This is a genomic window from Catenulispora sp. EB89, from assembly GCF_041261445.1.
GTDB lineage: Bacteria > Actinomycetota > Actinomycetes > Streptomycetales > Catenulisporaceae > Catenulispora.
Map to the genome: position 1 here is coordinate 108,843 of NZ_JBGCCU010000023.1, position 15,879 is coordinate 124,721.

General features: G+C 72.2%; 20 protein-coding genes. 10 read left to right on the plus strand and 10 right to left on the minus strand.

Annotated elements, in window-relative coordinates; all coding sequences use genetic code 11:
- The first annotated feature begins 3 nt into the window (after nt 1-3).
- Both ABH920_RS36965 and ABH920_RS36970 read left to right on the plus strand, forming a co-directional pair.
- The gene (locus ABH920_RS36965; RefSeq protein WP_370353927.1) at nt 4-984 is read left to right on the plus strand and encodes a 5-dehydro-4-deoxyglucarate dehydratase; all 981 of its coding nucleotides are present in this window, start codon (nt 4-6) and stop codon (nt 982-984) included.
- A gap of 15 nt (nt 985-999) precedes the next feature.
- Nucleotides 1,000-1,821 (plus strand): NAD-dependent epimerase/dehydratase family protein, encoded by an 822-nt coding sequence (locus tag ABH920_RS36970; RefSeq protein ID WP_370353928.1) that lies wholly within the window; start codon nt 1,000-1,002, stop codon nt 1,819-1,821.
- A gap of 112 nt (nt 1,822-1,933) precedes the next feature.
- Here ABH920_RS36970 and ABH920_RS36975 read toward each other — a convergent pair whose 3' ends face one another.
- A complete protein-coding gene (locus tag ABH920_RS36975) occupies nt 1,934-2,830 on the minus strand; it encodes a helix-turn-helix domain-containing protein (protein WP_370353929.1) in 897 nt (298 codons plus the stop codon).
- Between the two features lie 108 nt (nt 2,831-2,938).
- On the opposite strand from ABH920_RS36975, the gene ABH920_RS36980 reads away from it, so the two are divergent.
- Nucleotides 2,939-3,130 carry a hypothetical protein gene (locus tag ABH920_RS36980; RefSeq protein WP_370353930.1) on the plus strand — a complete coding sequence of 64 codons (192 nt, stop codon included), beginning with the start codon at nt 2,939-2,941 and terminating at the stop codon, nt 3,128-3,130.
- A 5-nt stretch (nt 3,131-3,135) separates the two neighbouring features.
- On the opposite strand, the gene ABH920_RS36985 is transcribed toward ABH920_RS36980, so the two are convergent.
- Nucleotides 3,136-4,143, minus strand: a complete 1,008-nt coding sequence (locus tag ABH920_RS36985; protein ID WP_370353931.1) for a DUF4389 domain-containing protein — start codon at nt 4,141-4,143, stop codon at nt 3,136-3,138.
- 60 nt (nt 4,144-4,203) lie between these two features.
- Nucleotides 4,204-4,467 (minus strand): hypothetical protein, encoded by a 264-nt coding sequence (locus tag ABH920_RS36990; RefSeq protein WP_370353932.1) that lies wholly within the window; start codon nt 4,465-4,467, stop codon nt 4,204-4,206.
- A gap of 90 nt (nt 4,468-4,557) precedes the next feature.
- Here ABH920_RS36990 and ABH920_RS36995 point away from each other — a divergent pair, with 90 nt between their 5' ends.
- Nucleotides 4,558-5,244: a YoaK family protein gene (locus ABH920_RS36995; protein ID WP_370353933.1), complete on the plus strand. Its 687-nt coding sequence runs from the start codon at nt 4,558-4,560 to the stop codon at nt 5,242-5,244.
- A gap of 95 nt (nt 5,245-5,339) precedes the next feature.
- On the opposite strand, the gene ABH920_RS37000 is transcribed toward ABH920_RS36995, so the two are convergent.
- Nucleotides 5,340-6,011 carry a hypothetical protein gene (locus ABH920_RS37000; RefSeq protein ID WP_370353934.1) on the minus strand — a complete coding sequence of 224 codons (672 nt, stop codon included), beginning with the start codon at nt 6,009-6,011 and terminating at the stop codon, nt 5,340-5,342.
- Between the two features lie 505 nt (nt 6,012-6,516).
- Between ABH920_RS37000 and ABH920_RS37005 the strand changes: the two genes are divergently transcribed.
- The gene (locus ABH920_RS37005) at nt 6,517-7,020 is read left to right on the plus strand and encodes a GNAT family N-acetyltransferase (RefSeq protein ID WP_370353935.1); all 504 of its coding nucleotides are present in this window, start codon (nt 6,517-6,519) and stop codon (nt 7,018-7,020) included.
- Between the two features lie 175 nt (nt 7,021-7,195).
- Here ABH920_RS37005 and ABH920_RS37010 read toward each other — a convergent pair whose 3' ends face one another.
- The 3 genes from ABH920_RS37010 to ABH920_RS37020 form a co-directional block, all read right to left on the minus strand.
- Nucleotides 7,196-8,326 carry a hypothetical protein gene (locus tag ABH920_RS37010; protein WP_370353936.1) on the minus strand — a complete coding sequence of 377 codons (1,131 nt, stop codon included), beginning with the start codon at nt 8,324-8,326 and terminating at the stop codon, nt 7,196-7,198.
- 131 nt (nt 8,327-8,457) lie between these two features.
- Nucleotides 8,458-9,075: a class F sortase gene (locus ABH920_RS37015; protein WP_370353937.1), complete on the minus strand. Its 618-nt coding sequence runs from the start codon at nt 9,073-9,075 to the stop codon at nt 8,458-8,460.
- 65 nt (nt 9,076-9,140) lie between these two features.
- Nucleotides 9,141-9,599 (minus strand): MarR family winged helix-turn-helix transcriptional regulator, encoded by a 459-nt coding sequence (locus ABH920_RS37020; RefSeq protein WP_370354007.1) that lies wholly within the window; start codon nt 9,597-9,599, stop codon nt 9,141-9,143.
- 76 nt (nt 9,600-9,675) lie between these two features.
- Here ABH920_RS37020 and ABH920_RS37025 point away from each other — a divergent pair, with 76 nt between their 5' ends.
- Nucleotides 9,676-10,059 carry a cupin domain-containing protein gene (locus ABH920_RS37025; RefSeq protein ID WP_370353938.1) on the plus strand — a complete coding sequence of 128 codons (384 nt, stop codon included), beginning with the start codon at nt 9,676-9,678 and terminating at the stop codon, nt 10,057-10,059.
- An 89-nt stretch (nt 10,060-10,148) separates the two neighbouring features.
- Here ABH920_RS37025 and ABH920_RS37030 read toward each other — a convergent pair whose 3' ends face one another.
- Nucleotides 10,149-11,306 (minus strand): S1C family serine protease, encoded by a 1,158-nt coding sequence (locus ABH920_RS37030; protein WP_370353939.1) that lies wholly within the window; start codon nt 11,304-11,306, stop codon nt 10,149-10,151.
- A 235-nt stretch (nt 11,307-11,541) separates the two neighbouring features.
- Here ABH920_RS37030 and ABH920_RS37035 point away from each other — a divergent pair, with 235 nt between their 5' ends.
- Together ABH920_RS37035 and ABH920_RS37040 are read left to right on the plus strand one after the other, a co-directional pair.
- Nucleotides 11,542-12,048 carry an RNA polymerase sigma factor gene (locus tag ABH920_RS37035; RefSeq protein ID WP_370353940.1) on the plus strand — a complete coding sequence of 169 codons (507 nt, stop codon included), beginning with the start codon at nt 11,542-11,544 and terminating at the stop codon, nt 12,046-12,048.
- Nucleotides 12,045-12,704 (plus strand): hypothetical protein, encoded by a 660-nt coding sequence (locus ABH920_RS37040; RefSeq protein ID WP_370353941.1) that lies wholly within the window; start codon nt 12,045-12,047, stop codon nt 12,702-12,704. Before ABH920_RS37035 ends, ABH920_RS37040 begins: the two co-directional genes overlap by 4 nt.
- Before the next feature lie 82 nt (nt 12,705-12,786).
- On the opposite strand, the gene ABH920_RS37045 is transcribed toward ABH920_RS37040, so the two are convergent.
- Complete coding sequence (locus ABH920_RS37045) at nt 12,787-13,221, minus strand: DUF6325 family protein (RefSeq protein ID WP_370353942.1); 435 nt, start codon at nt 13,219-13,221, stop codon at nt 12,787-12,789.
- Nucleotides 13,222-13,393: 172 nt separating this feature from the next.
- Here ABH920_RS37045 and ABH920_RS37050 point away from each other — a divergent pair, with 172 nt between their 5' ends.
- Nucleotides 13,394-13,648 carry an SHOCT domain-containing protein gene (locus ABH920_RS37050; RefSeq protein ID WP_370353943.1) on the plus strand — a complete coding sequence of 85 codons (255 nt, stop codon included), beginning with the start codon at nt 13,394-13,396 and terminating at the stop codon, nt 13,646-13,648.
- Between the two features lie 36 nt (nt 13,649-13,684).
- Here the strand turns inward: ABH920_RS37050 and ABH920_RS37055 are convergent, their stop codons facing one another.
- Complete coding sequence (locus ABH920_RS37055; protein WP_370353944.1) at nt 13,685-14,302, minus strand: hypothetical protein; 618 nt, start codon at nt 14,300-14,302, stop codon at nt 13,685-13,687.
- A gap of 205 nt (nt 14,303-14,507) precedes the next feature.
- On the opposite strand from ABH920_RS37055, the gene ABH920_RS37060 reads away from it, so the two are divergent.
- Nucleotides 14,508-15,875, plus strand: coding sequence for a hypothetical protein (locus ABH920_RS37060; protein ID WP_370353945.1), 1,368 nt, complete (start codon nt 14,508-14,510; stop codon nt 15,873-15,875).
- Nucleotides 15,876-15,879 lie beyond the last annotated feature (4 nt).

Below are 15,879 nucleotides of genomic sequence, written 5' to 3' on the forward strand. Positions count from 1 at the left end.
CTGATGCAATCACTCGTGGACCGGCTGGACGGCTTGCTGTTCTTCCCCGTCACCCCCTTCACACGAGCGGCCGGCGACAAGCCCGGCCGCGTCGACCTGGACGTCTACCGCGAGCACCTGCGCTCGCGGCTGGCGTTCCTGGACGCCGCCGACCGGCCCGGGCCGGCGGCGGTGTTCGCGTGCTGCGGGACCGGCGAGTTCCACTCGCTGGACGTGGACGAGTTCGCCGAGTGCGTCCGGGCCGCCGCCGAGGTCGCGGCCGGCCGGGTGCCGGTGGTGGCCGGGGTCGGGTACGGGGCGGCGCTGGCCGCGTCCTTCACCTCCGCGGCCAAGGAGGCCGGCGCCGACGGGCTGCTGGTGATGCCGCCGTACCTGGTCGCCGGGGGCGCGGCCGGGCTGCGCGACCACTACACCGCGGTCGCCGAGAGCACCGACCTGGAACTGATCATCTACCAGCGCGACAACGTGACCTTCACCCCGGACGTGGTCGCCGACCTGGCCGAGGTCCCGAACATCGTCGGGTTCAAGGACGGCAAGGGCGATCTGGACCTGATGCAGCGCATCGTCTCGGCGGTCCGGGACCGGCACGGCGAGGGCAAGCTGCACTACTTCAACGGGCTGCCGACCGCCGAGATGTCGCAGCTCGCCTACGCCGGCGTCGGCGTGCCGAACTACTCCTCGGCGGTGTTCTGCTTCGTCCCCGACCTGGCGCTGGCCTTCTACCACGGCTACCGGGCCGGGGACGCGAGCCTGGTCAACGCGCTCCTGGACCGCTTCTACCGGCCGCTGGTCGAGCTGCGCGCCAAGGCCCCCGGCTACGCGGTGGCGCTGGTGAAGGCGGGCGTGCGCCTGGACGGCCTGGACGCCGGCCCGGTGCGCCCGCCGCTGACCGACGCCGCCCCGGAGCACGTGGAGCGGCTGGCGGAGTTGGTCGCGGAGGGGCGCCGGGTACTGACCGAGCACGGGATCGACACGGCGGCGTGAGGGGCGGGATCACAGATGTCTGAGACGAAGCGCGGCAGGATACTGATGACCGGCGCGGCCGGCGGGGTGGGCACGTTCCTGCGCGCCGGCCTGGCCGAGGCGGGCTGGCGGGTCCGCGGGTTCGACCTGGTGCGGCCGGACGACCCGGGCACCACCGAATGGCTGGTCGGCGACGTCGGCGACGCCGCCGCCCTGGACGCGGCGATGCGCGACGTGGACGTGGTGGTGCACCTGGCCGGGATCCCGGTCGAGGACACCTTCGCCCGGATCCTGAAGAGCAACATCGACGGGACGTACCAGGTCTTCGACGCGGCGGTGCGCGCCGGCGTGCCCCGGATCCTGACCGCGAGCAGCAACCACGCGGTGGGCTACTACGAGCGCGCGGACTTCCGGGACGCCCCGATCGGCGTGGACGTCCGGCCCAGGCCGGACACGTACTACGGCGTCTCGAAGGTGTTCGGCGAGGCGATCGGGTCGTTCTACCACGACCGCCACGGACTACGGGTGGCCTGCGTCCGCATCGGCTCGTGCTTCGAGGAGCCGAGGAACCGCCGGATGCTGGACACGTGGCTCAGCCCCGCGGACGCCACGCGCCTGTTCGACGCCCTGGCGACCACCCCGGACCTCGGCTACGAGATCGTGTACGGCATCTCCGCGAACAAGACGGCGTGGTGGGACCTGGAACCCGCACGCCGCCTCGGCTACGAGCCGCAGGACGACTCGGACGCCTTCGCCGAGAAGGTCGAGGCCGCCGAGGACCGGGAACCGGATCCGCAGGATCCGGAGTACCGCTACCTCGGCGGACGGTTCACGACCTTCGTGCCGCCGGAGGACTAGTGAGCCGGCTTCGAGATTCGCCGACACCACGTGAGTCGAGTTCTGCACCAACGCGCAGGTCGGGCGAGGGCACACCGCCGTAATTGCGCTGGCGAATCTCGCGGTCGGCTCGCTAGCCGGATTCGGGCCCCACCCGCGGGTGGGGCCCGAACGCCACCAGCAGCGCGCAGTGTGCCTCGGCCGGAATCAGGGGGCGGATCTGGGCTTCGGACTGCGCGTCGACCAGGACCACCAGGATGCGGCGGCCGACCAGGGTGCTGCGGAAGACGGCGGCGAGTTCGTCGCCGGTGGCCTCGGCGGGCCGGTCGACCTGTAGTGATCGCAGGAATCTGCGAAGCAATGCGGCCGGTTCGACGGGGTCCGCGAGGCTCGCGTAGAGCTGGCCGTCGGGAAACTTGGCTGAGGCGTGGTGCGCTGCTCTGATCGCTGCTTCCGACGCTTCGACTCGCACTATTGCCGCTCGATAGGGCTGTGTGGGTCCGGCGACCAGTTCCGCCACCACTTCTCGGACATCCAGCTCCGGGTCGGCCAGATCCGGTGGCAGTTCTCGCGGCACATCGCCGCCGATTCGCGGGTCCCGGCCTACTGTGGCTCCGCCGAGGGCGTCGTTGCCGGACACTTCCGTGCCCGCGCCGTGCCCGCCGCGAGCGATTCTTCCGGCTCCGCCGCCGCTTCCGCCGAATCCTCTCGCCCCGCCGAGACCGCTGGTGCCGGCAGGCATGCCGCCGGCTTCATCGATCGCGTCGATCGCCTCGTCCGGTTCCGTCTCCGCCTCGGCGACCGCCCGCCGCACCGCCATCAACCGCGCTCGCGGCACCTGCAGCGCGTCGGCCAGCAGCTGCACCGTCGACCTGCGCGGCTGCTGCGTCCGGCCGCGTTCCAGGCTCCTGATCGCCCGCGTGCTCAGGCCGCTGGCATGCGACAGCTCCTCCTGCGTCCAGCCTCGGCGCTGGCGCCAGGCGCGGATCGCCTCCGCGAAGCCGGCCGGGTGGCCGTCCCCCTCCTCCACAGCGGCAGTCTGCCCGGCTGACGTGCGGCTAATCGTCCGCGTAACTTCCGGCGCGCGTTCCTGGTCGGGGTGCGGGGTCTGCGTCAGCCTGGGGAGGAGGAGGTGGCCGTGGTGGTGATCTTTGTGGCGGTCGCGGCGTGTGTCGTCGTCGCCCTGCTCGGGCGTGCGGTCTCGACGGCGGCGCAGCGGATGTGTGGCTGGTATCGGGGGAGTGTGGCGGGCAGCGCTATAGAGCTCGCCGCGCTGGCCGCCCTGGTCGGCGGTCTGCTCGGCGAGCTCTATATGCGGATGCGCCGCTGAGGCGACTACCGTTGCTGCGACACGGTGTACGGGGCCTTGCCGCTGTTCGAGCTGCTGGTGTCGGAGTTCCACACGCTGTTGGAGATCGCGGCGATGACCCCGATCACGATCATCACGATCATCAGCGTCCGGGCGTTGCTCGACATGAACAGCGGCCGCGTCGGCGAGCGGCGGTCGGCCTCGCCCGAGGCCCCGGGCACGTCGCCGAACAGGCCCTTCGGCTGCGTCGGCGTCAGCATCCCGGAGAACGCCATGAAGCGCGTCTCGAACCGCAGCATGGCGCTCGTCGCCCCGAACGCGGCCTCGGGCTGGACGCCGGTGAACAGCATGATGATCCAGACGAAGAACGACACGACCGCCGCGCCCTCGCCGACCACGGACGTGACGATCCAGCCCGGGATCATCAGGATGATGCGGAAGAACACCGCGGCCGGGTTCAGCCGCGTCGCCTCCGGTACGTCCACCTGGATCGGGTAGCCCGGCGCCTCGAAAAACGCGAACGGCGGGTACTCGTCGACCAGCAGGAACAGGTAGCCGTGCACCCGCACCTGGTACTTCACGATGCCGATCAGGAAGTCCCGGATCCCGGCCGGCAGCCGGCCGGTGAACAGCGCCGCGAACCAGCCCACGATCAGCACGAAGAAGCCGGCCAGCAGCAGGAAGTACAGGACGATCAGCTGCGGGATGGCCAGGATCAGCCGGATCAGCACCGTCCAGCGCTTCTGCGGACGCAGGCCGTGGACGTCCAGCTGGACCTCCGGCTCGCGCTGCATGCCGGCGTACGGATCCCCGCCGCCGGGATACTGCGGGTACTGCGGATAGCCCTGCTGCTGGCCGTAGGGATGGCCGTACGGCTGCTGTGGTTGGCCGTAAGGAGGCGGCTGTTGGCCGTAGGGCGGCGGCTGCTGGCCATACGGAGGCTGTTGCCCGTACGGCGGAGGCTGTTGTCCATAGGGCGGCTGGTTGGGGTCCTCCGGCGGGGGCGGAGGGGCCGGCGGCAGCTGGTCGCTCATCTGGCCTCGGGCCTCCTTCTTCGGGCTCGGCGCGCGGACACGCGCCACAGGCCCCCAGGATCACTCCGGTGCCGTGCCGTCACCTCCGCTGCCGACCGAACGGATGACAGAGCGGCCCCGGCGCCGCGTCGGCCGGAGCCGCGGCGGCGTCGCCACCAGGCCCAGGGCCTCCATCAGCAGCCGGGCGTCCGCGGCGTCGCGGGCCCGGGCGGCCAGCGCCCGCAGCGCCCGCTCGCGGATCTCGGGCGGGCATTCGGCGCTGGAAGCGAGTTCGACGACGGTCCCGCCGGAGGGGAAGGCGAAGCTGTCTGTTCCTTTCGTCACGTTCTGACCCATACCCGCCCGCGCGCGCCGTGAACGGGACACGTCCCCGACCGGGGGCCGCGATGCCAGGCATCTGGTCTAATCACCTCCGTGAAAGCCGCTCTGCTGCGCCTGTCCGACCGCCTCTACGACGGAGGGGCCGCCAAACACGGCGTCCTCCCCGGCCCGCTGATCGTCGCCACGCTGGTCACCGGCGTCGTGGACGCCGTCAGCTACCTGGCCCTGAACCACATCTTCGTGGCCAACATGACCGGCAACGTGGTCTTCCTCGGCTTCGCCCTGGCCGGTGCCAAAGGCCTGACGGTCTGGGCCCCGTGCCTGGCCATCGCCTGCTTCGCGGCCGGGGCCTGGACCGAGACCCGGCTGGCCCGCCGCACCCCCGGCGACGACGAGCACCACCGGCTGGCGAACGCGGTGGCGGCGCACGCGGCGTTCGTCGCGGTGGCGCTCCTGATCGCCGCGCTGGAGGACGACGCGAAGACCTCCACGCACGTCCAGCTCACCGCGATCCTGGCCTTCGGCTTCGGCGTGCAGAACGCGGTGGTCCGCAAGCTCGCCGTCCCGGACCTGACCACGACGGTGCTCACGATGACGGTCACCGGCATCGCCGCGGACCCGTTCGGCAAGCCGACGATGCGCCGGCTGCTGTCGCTGTGCTGCATCTTCGCCGGCGCGCTGTGCGGCGGGCTGCTGGTGCTGCACCAGAGCATCAGCGCGGCGCTGGGGTTGGCGCTGGCGTTGTTGGTCGTGACGGCGGTGCTGGCTCGGGTGGAGTGAGTGGGCTGCGGCTGGTGCGGGTGGAGTAGGGGGCGCGGCTGGTGCGGCGCTGCTTCCGCTGCTCCTGCGTGCCGGTGCTCCTGCTTTCCGTTGCTCTAGTTCAGCTGCGCCAGCGCCGCCCGAAGCTCCCGCGGCACCTCGGCCGTGAACCGTCCGTCGACGACGGCCGCGCCGAGGTCGTGCACCGCCCAGCCGCGCACCCACAGCATCCGCGGCGGCAGCGGTTCCGGCCGCTGCCCGCGCAGCGTCTCGTTGAGATCCCAGAGCGCGGACGCCCCGGCCGACGTCGCGTTCGACTCCAGCGGCAGCGCGACGAACGAGTTGGCGTCCGTCACCATCACCAGCGCCCCGAGCGGCAGCCGCCACCCCAGCGCCTGCTCCAGCCGGAACATGTGCGCCACCCCCGGCCAGCCCACCCCGGTGACGGAGTAGGCCTCGGTGCGCCGGTCGGGCATGTCGGGCAGAGTAAAACGCTGTACATCCAGCGGCTCGACCCCCAGCGAGACGAGCGCGTCCTCCCACAGCCGCTCCGCCGGGACCTGCCACGTCGCGGCCAGATGGCGCGTCAGCACCAGCGGCTCGTCCTGGCGTCCCTTCACCACGACCGCTCCGACCAGGTCCGGATGGAAGTCCGCGCTGAACGCGTCGTCCCCCAGCGGCACCCCGGCCGGCTGCACGACGACCCGCAGCCGGAACGGCAGCAGGCTCGACGGCACGCTGGCGACGGTCCGGCAGTCCGGATCAGAGCACGGCAGCTCTGCGTACATGCTGTATCCCCGCCGATTTTGAAAAAGCACAGACCACCCGATGCCCGCGTGTCTGGAAGGCGGGCGCCGGGAGAGCGTACAACATGGTGCGGCCATTGACCGAGGAGTTTCGCGGTGAGATATTCACCGGGTGCTAAAGCGCTTTTTCGCATGCTTCGGCACGCCCGGCGTTCGGCACCGGCACCCCACACGTCAACATCTCGACAGCTGAGATGCTGCTCTCCCGCACGAGGGCCGCTGACCGGCACTTACTACTACGAGATCCGCCGTATTCGGCCAGACATCTCGACCGCGGCCCCGGCGCGCACCTACGATGAGCCTTCAACGTCGCCGAGGTCGGCCGCGACAGCCGCCCGACCTGGGCCGGACCGGGGGCAGACGGCCGCGTGTCAGCGAATGGGGCGTGACACGCGGCCCCGGCGGCGGGCGGCCCCGACGGGCTCGGACGGGCCGCCCGCCGACCGCACCGCCGGCGCGCCGCCCGGCACTGGCTATCTTGAACGCCATGCCCGCACCACTGATCCGCCCCCGCCACCCCGAAGACCTCCCCGCCTGCGCCAAGGCCCTGTACGGCGTCCACGAGAAGGACGGCTACCCGGTCCGCTGGCCCGCCGACCCCCAGCGCTGGCTGACCCCGGACGCCATCCTCGGAGCCTGGGTGGCAGCCGACGAAGCGACGATCCTGGGCCACGTGTCCCTCGCGCAGCCGAGCGACACCTTCGCGGCCGCCATCGACCACCCGGCCCCGAAGCTGGCACTGGTGGGCCGCCTGTTCGTGGCCGTGGACGCACGCCGAGGCGGCCTCGCCTCGGACCTGCTGTCGCACGCGGCCCAAGCGGCCCGCGACGAAGGGCGCCGGGCAGTGCTCGAAGTGGACGCGAACGCAGCTGGCGCGGTCGCCTTCTACGAACGAGCCGGCTGGCGCTTCCTCCGGGACGACACCGGCGGCTGGATCGCGGCGGACGGGCTGCCGGCGCGAGTGCGGATCTATTTGGCGCCGGAGGCGTAGGGCGATCGGGTGCCGGCGGTTCGGTGGAACCGCCGGCACAACGCATGACGCTCGAAGGCCTGCTCTGACGGCTTGCGGCCGGGCGCGCGAACGCTGCTTGCCGAGGCCTGCCAGCTGCGCTGGCACTTGTGCGGCTGCTCGGCCGATTTCGCGACAGCCTCAGCCCGTCAGCCCTTCACCCCTTCCGCCGCCGCACCATCGCCGTCCCCGCGAACGCCGCACTCGCTGCGACCACCAGGCCCCCGGCGAGCAGCCCCACCGAATCAGCGGCCTGCTTTCCCGGCTCGCTCACCTCGGCCGCCAGCACCGGCCGGCCCTCCGCCGCGAAGCCGCCGCCGGCCTTGCCCGGCACGCCCGGCGTCAGGTCGCCGCTCTGTTCCGGCGCCGTGCCCGGGCCCTCGGCGGGGCATCCGTGCAGTGTCGCCGACTTCGAGCCGCCGCCGGCCCGCCGTGCCGTCACCACCGTCGGTTCGGAGCCGATGTGTGCCTGGCCGCTCGCGGTTCCGTTCGCCGGCACGCTGATCCGCAGTGCGTGTGGCGTCAGCCCCGCGCCGGAGACATCGATCTTCTGCGTCGAGGCGGTGTTGTTCGCCGCCGTTACCGTCACCGTCCCGCCGCCGCCCTGCGCGCAGACCATGTCGTACTTCACCGTCACCGCCTTCGGTGTCGCCGCGAAGTTGTACCGCACGCCGTCCACGGCGACGTTGTCTACGTACGCGTCCAGCGCCGCGCTGACGTTCAGGAACACGTTCACCACCCGCGCCCCCGGCCCCTCCGCCGCCACCACGTCGGCCAGCGTCACCGGGTGGTTCGACGGAATGCTCCCGAACGCCCGCGACGACCACCACACCGCCGCCCCGCGCCGGTTCGCGAACGTCCGCCACGAGCCGGTGCTCGCCCCGCCGTCGAGCTGCGGTTGGTAGCTCAGCGTCGTGTAGAAGTTCCCGCCGGCGATCTCCAGCTGGAGGTTCGCGCCGTACTCCGGCCCCGATCCCGAGGCGACATAAGCGCTGTACGCGATCCGCCTCCCCGCCACCCGCCCCAGCGGCGCGGTCAGCGGCAGCTGCGCCTGGGCCCGCGCCCCGCCGCCGAGGTTGTCCAGCCGCAGGCTCCCGTCCCGCCGGACCGGGTCGTCGACCGCGCCGGAGATGGCGACCTCCCCGGCGTTGAACGGGGACACGCGCCAGCCCTGCGCGCCGGACAAGGTGGTCACGCGCACCCCGGACACCGCGTTCGCGGGGCCGGCGCACAGCGCGGCGAGGGTCAAGGGAGCAACGGCGAGGCCGGTGAGAAGACGATGTTTCATGATCACAGTCGAGACCTGCGCCCGCCCCGGGGCCAGGACCGACACGGCCCCGATCGGCCGGTGGCGGCATAAGACGGATGATCTGTTCACCGGCTTCCGCAACGGCCGAGCTGTACCGAGCCGAGCGGGAATCAGTGCACGCTGGGTCCGCTCGCGGTCAGCCGAGCGAAAACGACCACCGTGCTGAGATACGCGCGCTTCTTCCGATCGAACGCCCCACCGCACGTGACGAGCCGCAACGCCGGGTACCCCGGGTCGTCATAGACGACGTCGCTGGGAAACGAATCGTCAGGGTACGTATCCACCCGCTCGACCGCGAACGTCGCCTCGGTGTCATCGTCCCGATCGACCCGGATCTCCGCACCAGGACGCAGGTCCCTGAGATAAAGAAAGACAGCAGTCTGCTTCGGCGTGTCCAGATGCCCCCAGATCACCGACGCCCCGTCGCTCCCCGGCGAAGCCGTGCGTCCGTACCACCCGACCTCGTCCGGGCGGTCGAACGGCGGAGTCTCCGGCACGCCGTCCGGATCGGTACCCGTCACCACCACCGGCGCCTTGATGCCGAGCGCCGGAATCGTCAGCAGCGTCGGGATGCCTTCGGGCGACAGCGATTCTGGCACGTTCTGCGCCGCCGGGGCGGCCGGCTTCGCTGCGGCAGCGGGCTTCAACGCCGGCCGCGGCAAGCCGGCGCGCGGCCCCGCCGCACGCCCTGCCGTACATCCCGCAGCACATCCCGCGGCCAACACCACGGCGACTCCAGCAGCGCAAAGCCAAGTAATTCGCACGAATCCCGACCATAGCGACCCGCCGCAGGCTATCCGTTGAACCACCCCGGAACGTCGAACCGCGTCTCCCGGTCGGCCGTCATCGCGCGCAAGCCCTCCTCGATCGCGACCATCCGCTCCTCGCCGAGTTCCTCGGCCCACCGCGCGCGCAGCCGCGCCATCGCCTCGAACGCCCGCTGCTGCACCTCCACGCCCCGCGCCGTCAACCGGATGATCTTGTTGCGCGCGTCCGCCGGGTCGGGGACCCGCTCCACGTACCCCTCGCGTTCGAGCCCTTCGATGGTCTTGCCCGCGGCCTGCTTCGAGACCCCGAGCCGGCGTCCGAGTTCGGAGGCGGTGACGCCGTCGCCGATGGCCTTGAACGTGACGCCGTGCAGCGGCCGGAATCCGGCGTGGCCGGCCTCGGCGAGTTCGGCGTGCACGTCGTCGATCAGCGCCCGGAATCCGAGCAGCAGCAACAACGGCAGGTCAGAGCCTCGCGGCGGCATCACGCTTGACACGATCGACAACCTCATTGTCTATTAAGGACAACACCATTGTCGATTCTACCCGCAGGAGCCGAGCATGTCCGTCATCCGCACCTCCGAGACCCGCCGCAGCCAGACCCCGGCGGCCACCATGACCACCCTCGCCTCGCCGACCCTGGGCACCGCCGACCGGCCGATCTGGCGGGTGGACGTCGTCGCCGGGGCGCCGTCCGGGCCGCGGCACGTGATCGACGTCGAGCAGATCTGGGTCTTCACCGACGGCGCCGCCACGGTGGAGCTGGCGGGGGAGTCCTTCGCCGTGGCCGCCGGCGACACCATCGTGGTGCCGGCCGACGCCGAGCGCTCCGTCGCCGCGGATCCCGCGAGCGGCTTCAGCGCGATCGTGACCGCTCCGGCCGGCGGCCAGGCCTGGACGCTGCCGCGCGAGGGCGACGGCATCGTTCCGCCGTGGACGGTGTGATCTGAAGCGGTTCATGCGATCCGGCCGCGCGGCGCGAACCGCATGAACCCGACCGCGCGGCGCGAACCGCATGAACCCGGCGGCGCGGATCAGCCGTTCAACGTCCCCAGCGTGACCGTCGCAGTCTTCTTCGACCCGTCCGACGCCGTGTAGTCCACCTTCACCTGCTGCCCCGGCTTCAGCGTCACCAGCACCTGGGACAGCGTCGTCGGATCCGGCGTCGGCGTGCCGTTCACCGCGGTGATCACGTCGCCGACCTTCAGCCCGGCGGCCCCGGCGGCGCTGTTCGTCTCCAGCTGCGCGATCCCCACGCCGACCGGCGACCCGGTGTTGTCCACCACCCCGATCACCTTCACCCCGAGCGCGGCGCGGCCGGAGTCGGTCACCTTGCCGGAGGCGATCAGCTGGTCGGCGATCCGGGTCGCGGTCGCGGTCGGGATCGCGAAGCCGATGCCGGGCGCGGCGCTGTTGCCGAGTTCGGGGTTCAGCGCCGCGGCCGACGGGATGCCGACGACCTCGCTCGACAGGTCCACCAGCGCGCCGCCGCTGTTGCCGTTGTTGATCGCCGCCGAGGTCTGGATGGCGTCGCCGACGGTGATCGCGGCGCCGCCGCCGGAGGCGTCGTTGGAGGTGACGGTGCGGCCCAACGCCGAGACGATGCCCTGCGTCACCGTGCCGGTCAGCCCCAGGGGGCTGCCCATCGCCAGCACGATCTGCCCGACCCGCAGCTTGGTGGAGTCGCCGAACTTGGCCGGCTTCAGCCCGCCGCCGCCGTTGCCGACCCGGATCACCGCCAGGTCGCCGGCCGGGTAGCTGCCGACCAGGGACGCGGTCAGCGGCTGGCCGCCGGTGGGCTGCGTCACCATGAAGCTGGTGGCGCGGCCGACGACGTGCGCGTTGGTGACGATGTCGCCCTTGCTGTCGTAGACCACGCCGGAGCCCAGGCCGCTGTCGGTGCTGATCTGCACCACCGACGGCAGCACGTTGCTGACCACGGTCTCGTAGTCCGACTGCAGCTGGTCCGAGGTCTGCCCGCTCGGCGAGGCGGCCGCGGAGGACGACGAGGACCCGGCCGCCGACGTCGACGAACTCGACGACGACGCAGCAGGCGCGGAGTCCGAGGACTTCGCCTTCGACGATCCGCAGCCGGCGGCGGCCAGCAGGATCGCGCACACCGCGGCGGCGGCCGCACCCTTGTTCGCACGCTGCTTCAACGGTGACCTCGCTGAGTCGGGGGCAACAGTCATCCGGGGGTCTGCACATGCCGGGGCCTGCGCAAACGTCGCCAGCGCCGGACGTGTGAACCGGCCCGCGCGGCGCGGCGTGTGACAGAATCCGGCGCAGACGGCAACTACAGGTGTGAGCGAGACGACGACGCAGCGACCACAGCGCCCTCGAGATCAGCCGCGATCGGAGCGACCGCATCCGGGACGCCCCCGGCGGCCCGCCCCGGACCACGACCCCGCCGCCGGTTTCGAGCACGTGTACCGCGCCCACATCGACGCGGTCACCGCCTACTTCGCCCGACGCACCACCGATCCGCAGACGGTCGCCGACCTGACCGCGGACACCTTCGTCGAGGCGATCACCTCCTACACCACCTTCGACCCCCGCCGCGGGACCGCGCGCGCCTGGCTGTTCGGCATAGCCCGCCGGATCTTCGCCAGGCACTGCGAGTCCGACGCCCGGCACCGCGAGCGCGCGGTCCGGCTGGCGGGCCGCCGCGACCTGGCGGCGGACCACGTCGAAGAACTCCTCGACCGCATCGACGCTGAGCGCGAGGGCCGGGCCCTGGTCAGCGAGCTGACCCGGCTGCCGGACCTGGACCGCCAGGCCGTCGAACTGGTCGACATCGCGGGCCTGAAGGCCAAGGAGGCGGCGCAGGTACTCGGCATCTCCGCGGGCGCGCTCCGCATGCGGCTCATGCGCGCCCGAACCCGTCTACGCAGGGCGCACGCCACGCGCCCGGAACCCGGAGTGACACCATGACCAGCTTCGCCGACCACCTCTTCGAGGACCTGATGGCCGCGCACGGGGCCGAGCTGAGCTCGGCCGCGACGTCGGCTGCGACCTCGGCCTCCGCTCCGCGCCGCCGCTACGCCCGTCCGGCGTGGGCCGGTGTCGGTACCGTCGCGGCGGCCGGCGCGGCAGCCGTCGGCTTCGGCGTCTTCGGCAGCACCGCCGCGGCCTATGCCGTGACGGACAACCACGACGGGACCGTGACGGTCGCCGTCGACAACGTCGGAGGCATCTCCGGCGCGAACGCCAAGCTGCACCAGCTCGGCGCCAGCGTGGTGGTGCTCAAGGCCACGCCGGGCTGCCCGTCGATCAGCACGTTCGCCGCCCCGAACCAGAACGCCGGCAAGACGACGCTCGGGGTGCGGGTCGGTCCCGGCGGCGTCAGCTCGGTGACCGTGCAGGGCCAGGGCCTTCCGAAGAACGACACGATGCTGGTCGTGTTCAGCTTCGACGGCGGCAAGGGGCAGGTCGCCTCGGTGCTGACCGACCGGCCCGTGCCGACGTGCGTGAGCCTGCCGGCCGGCCCGCCGAACGGTGCCGTGACCGGGACCGGCAACGGCCGGCTGAGCCAGACCGGGGGACCGGACTCCGGTTCCGTGCCGGCGCTGAACCAGCAGAACGGCTGATCTGAGGAAACGAAGAGCTCCGGGTCGGCGCGGGGGCGCTGATCCGGAGCTCGATGCCTGTTCGATGCCTATTGAGGGTTGCTCATCCCAGCGCGTCCACCGCACTCACTACGACGTCGTGCGGAATCAGATCCAGCGCCGCCAACTCCCCGCCGGCCTCCCGCACCGAGGCGACGAGCCGCTTGGCCCACAGCGCCTCCCACACCACGAACAGCCCGGCCGAGCCCGGCGGCAGGGACATCGCCAGGTCCTTCAGGTCGTCCTCGCTGAGCAGCCCGTGCACTTCCCCGTCGAGGCCGTCCAGCGCGGCGGCGACGTCGGCGGGCACAGTGTCGAGCTCCATGTAGTGCGGGGTCCCGTCGGCCTCGCTCTGCACGAACGCCAGGTCGATGATCCGGACGGCGCCGCTCTTCACGACGTCCCCCAGGGCCGAGGCGACGTCGCCGTTCAGCGTCCCGCCCGGGAAGGCCACCACGGCGTACTGAACCGGGCCGATCTCCGTCGCGTCCAGGGCCATCGCCCAGCTCCTCACCTCGTCCAGCGCTGCCCTCCCACCCTCCCCGCCGATGCCGCCGACCGCAGCGTGGGCTGCTGCGCCCGGGTGCCCCGCCCCGGCTCCGCATGCGGCCCGCCCAAGCCCGACCTACCGTGGCGCAGGAGGGGGCGAGCACCGAGCGAAGGAGCCTCCCATGATGTTCGGACGCCCCGTGGTGGCCCGCCGCGGCCCCGGCCTGATCGGCGCGGCCGCCCGCACCGCCGTCGTGGCCGGCACCGCGACCGCCGTGGCCGGCGGAGTACGCCGCCGCCAGGCTGACCGGGAGGCCGCGCCGGTGCCCGCCACCGACTCGATCGCCGAGCTCGAACGGCTGGCCGCGCTCAAGCAGCAGGGTGTGCTCAGCGACGCCGAGTTCGCGGCGGCGAAGGCGAAGGTGCTCGGACTCTGAGGATCGGTTGGCGGTACTCAAGCAGCGCGACATGCTTCACGGTGCTGAGTTCGAGGCGGGTGAGGGAACTGCCTCCGCAGCCGCCTCCAACTCCCGCTCCTCCGCCGGAACGGCCGGCACCTCCCGATACCGCTCATGCGCGGTCTGCCGCGTGACGCCCAGCGCATCCCCGATGAGCTCCCAGCTCAGCTCCTGCGCGCGAGCCGCCCCCACCGCCGCCGCGATCTCCGTCCCGAGCCGGGTCTGCGTGACCCGCAGGGCCTTGACCACCGCCAGCGGCCGTGCGTCGTACTCGCCGTCCTTCCGCGCCTTCTCCAGGACGCCGACCAGTCCTTCGGCGGCCTTGGCGACCGACAGGAAGTACACCGTGACGTCGTCCATGTGCACGTCCCACAGTGCCCGCGCCGCCTGCTCGGCCCGCGGGTCGTAGGCGACGCGTTCGCCGCGCCATCCGCACACGCACGCCGGGACCAGCCACGCCGGTTCGACGCCCGGGTCCTCCGAGCCGCTGCCCGGGGACCACCAGCCGTCCCGGAACTCCATCTCGGACCACCGGCCGCCCGAGCCGTACGCGGGGATCACGCCGTTGGCGAGCACCCCGACCGCGTGGCCCTCGTGTTCCTCGTCGGGGACGCCTTCGTAGAGCCAGCCCATCACGCGCTCCTTCGATGTCAGGATTTCCTTACGCGAGACTGTATGGAAACCCTGACATGATCGCAAGAGTGTCGCCCCGGCGCGCCGCGCCTCACTCCGCCGGCCGAACCCCGCTGGCCGCACCGGCGCATCAGCCTTCGAATGGAGCGGCGCGGGTCCACGCGGCGCCCCGCCCCAGCGAGCGATCGAACCGGAGGCACCCGGCGTGGCGGATCCGCAGGACCAGCAGGACCAGCCGGAACCGCAGGCGGCACCTTCGCCAATGCCCGCCGACGCCCTGGCCCCGTCCCCGCCCCCGCCCCTGCCCCCGGCATCGACCCCGGCGCCTGCGCCGACCCCCGCCGAAAACCCCGCCCCCCGCACCCATCGCATCCGCTCCACCGCCGCCGCCCTCCTCCTCACCCTCGCCGCCGTCCTGTCCCCGCTCGCGGTCGCCTCCGTCTGGATGGCCAACGAAGTCGCCGACACCGACCGCTACGTCGCCACCGTCGCGCCCCTCGCCCAGGACCCGGCCGTCCAGACCGCCATCACCAACCGCGTCAGCACCGCCATCGTCAACCAGCTCGACGTCAAAGACATGGTCGGCACCGTCACCGACGCTCTCGCCTCGGCGCTCCCCAACCGCCCGAAGCTCGACTCCGCGCTCCAGAACCTCTCCGGGGCGCTCGTCGGCGGCGTCGACGACTTCGTCCAGCAGGTCGTCCAGAAGGTTGTCACCTCCAGTGCGTTCCCCGCCCTGTGGGACCAGGCCAACCGCGCGGCCCACACCGCCCTCGTGCACGCCCTCACCGGCTCCAGCGGCGTGGTCGGCAGCGCCAACGGCCAGGTCACCGTCAACCTCGCCCCGATCGTGGACGCCGCCAAGCAGCGCCTGGTCGCCGCCGGCGTCCCCGCCGCCGCGAACATCCCCGACGTGAACGCCACCATCGTCGTGGCTCAGACCGACGCGCTGCACAAGGCCCGCACCGGCTTCAACCTGCTGCGAATCCTCGGCGACTGGCTCCCGCCGATCGTCGTCGTCCTCTTCGTCGCCGGCGTCCTGCTCGCTGTGCGCCGCCGCCGCGCCTTCGTCCGCGGCCAGGTCGGCATCGCCGTCGCCACCGCGCTGGTCGGCGCCGGCCTCTGGATCGGCCGCCACCTCTACCGCGACCACCTGCCGCCGGACGTGAACGTCGACGCCGCGATGGTCCTGTACGACACCATCGTCCGCTTCCTGCACAAGACCGTCCGCACGATCACCGTCCTCGCGCTGGTCCTCGCCCTCGGCGCCTACCTGACCGGCCCGGCACGCCTCGCCCGGAACGTCAGAAACCTGTGCAAGACGGTCATCGGCCACGCCCGCGCCCTGACGCAGCGTGCCGGCCTGTCCACCGGCCCGGTCGGCCCGTGGATCCACCGCCACCGCCGCGTGGTCACCGCCGCCGTGGTCGTCGTCGCGCTGGTCGCGTTCCTGCTCCATGACGACGCGAGCACCGTGGCAGTCCTGGTCTTCGCGGTGCTGCTGCTCGCGGCGCTCGCCCTCGTGGAGTTCCTGGACCCCGGCCCGCGGTCCGCTTCGGTCATTTCTGGTTAAGGAC

Bases quoted from the DNA above. Each gene is read 5' to 3' on its own strand.
- ABH920_RS36965 (WP_370353927.1), top strand. From the start codon at position 4: ATGCAATCACTCGTGGACCGGCTGGACGGCTTGCTGTTCTTCCCCGTC.
- ABH920_RS36970 (WP_370353928.1), top strand. From the start codon at position 1,000: ATGTCTGAGACGAAGCGCGGCAGGATACTGATGACCGGCGCGGCCGGC.
- ABH920_RS36985 (WP_370353931.1), bottom strand. From the start codon at position 4,143: ATGAGCGACCAGCTGCCGCCGGCCCCTCCGCCCCCGCCGGAGGACCCC.
- ABH920_RS37000 (WP_370353934.1), bottom strand. From the start codon at position 6,011: ATGTACGCAGAGCTGCCGTGCTCTGATCCGGACTGCCGGACCGTCGCC.
- ABH920_RS37005 (WP_370353935.1), top strand. From the start codon at position 6,517: ATGCCCGCACCACTGATCCGCCCCCGCCACCCCGAAGACCTCCCCGCC.
- ABH920_RS37010 (WP_370353936.1), bottom strand. From the start codon at position 8,326: ATGAAACATCGTCTTCTCACCGGCCTCGCCGTTGCTCCCTTGACCCTC.
- ABH920_RS37020 (WP_370354007.1), bottom strand. From the start codon at position 9,599: ATGCCGCCGCGAGGCTCTGACCTGCCGTTGTTGCTGCTGCTCGGATTC.
- ABH920_RS37025 (WP_370353938.1), top strand. From the start codon at position 9,676: ATGTCCGTCATCCGCACCTCCGAGACCCGCCGCAGCCAGACCCCGGCG.
- ABH920_RS37030 (WP_370353939.1), bottom strand. From the start codon at position 11,306: ATGACTGTTGCCCCCGACTCAGCGAGGTCACCGTTGAAGCAGCGTGCG.
- ABH920_RS37040 (WP_370353941.1), top strand. From the start codon at position 12,045: ATGACCAGCTTCGCCGACCACCTCTTCGAGGACCTGATGGCCGCGCAC.
- ABH920_RS37045 (WP_370353942.1), bottom strand. From the start codon at position 13,221: ATGGCCCTGGACGCGACGGAGATCGGCCCGGTTCAGTACGCCGTGGTG.
- ABH920_RS37050 (WP_370353943.1), top strand. From the start codon at position 13,394: ATGATGTTCGGACGCCCCGTGGTGGCCCGCCGCGGCCCCGGCCTGATC.
- ABH920_RS37055 (WP_370353944.1), bottom strand. From the start codon at position 14,302: ATGGGCTGGCTCTACGAAGGCGTCCCCGACGAGGAACACGAGGGCCAC.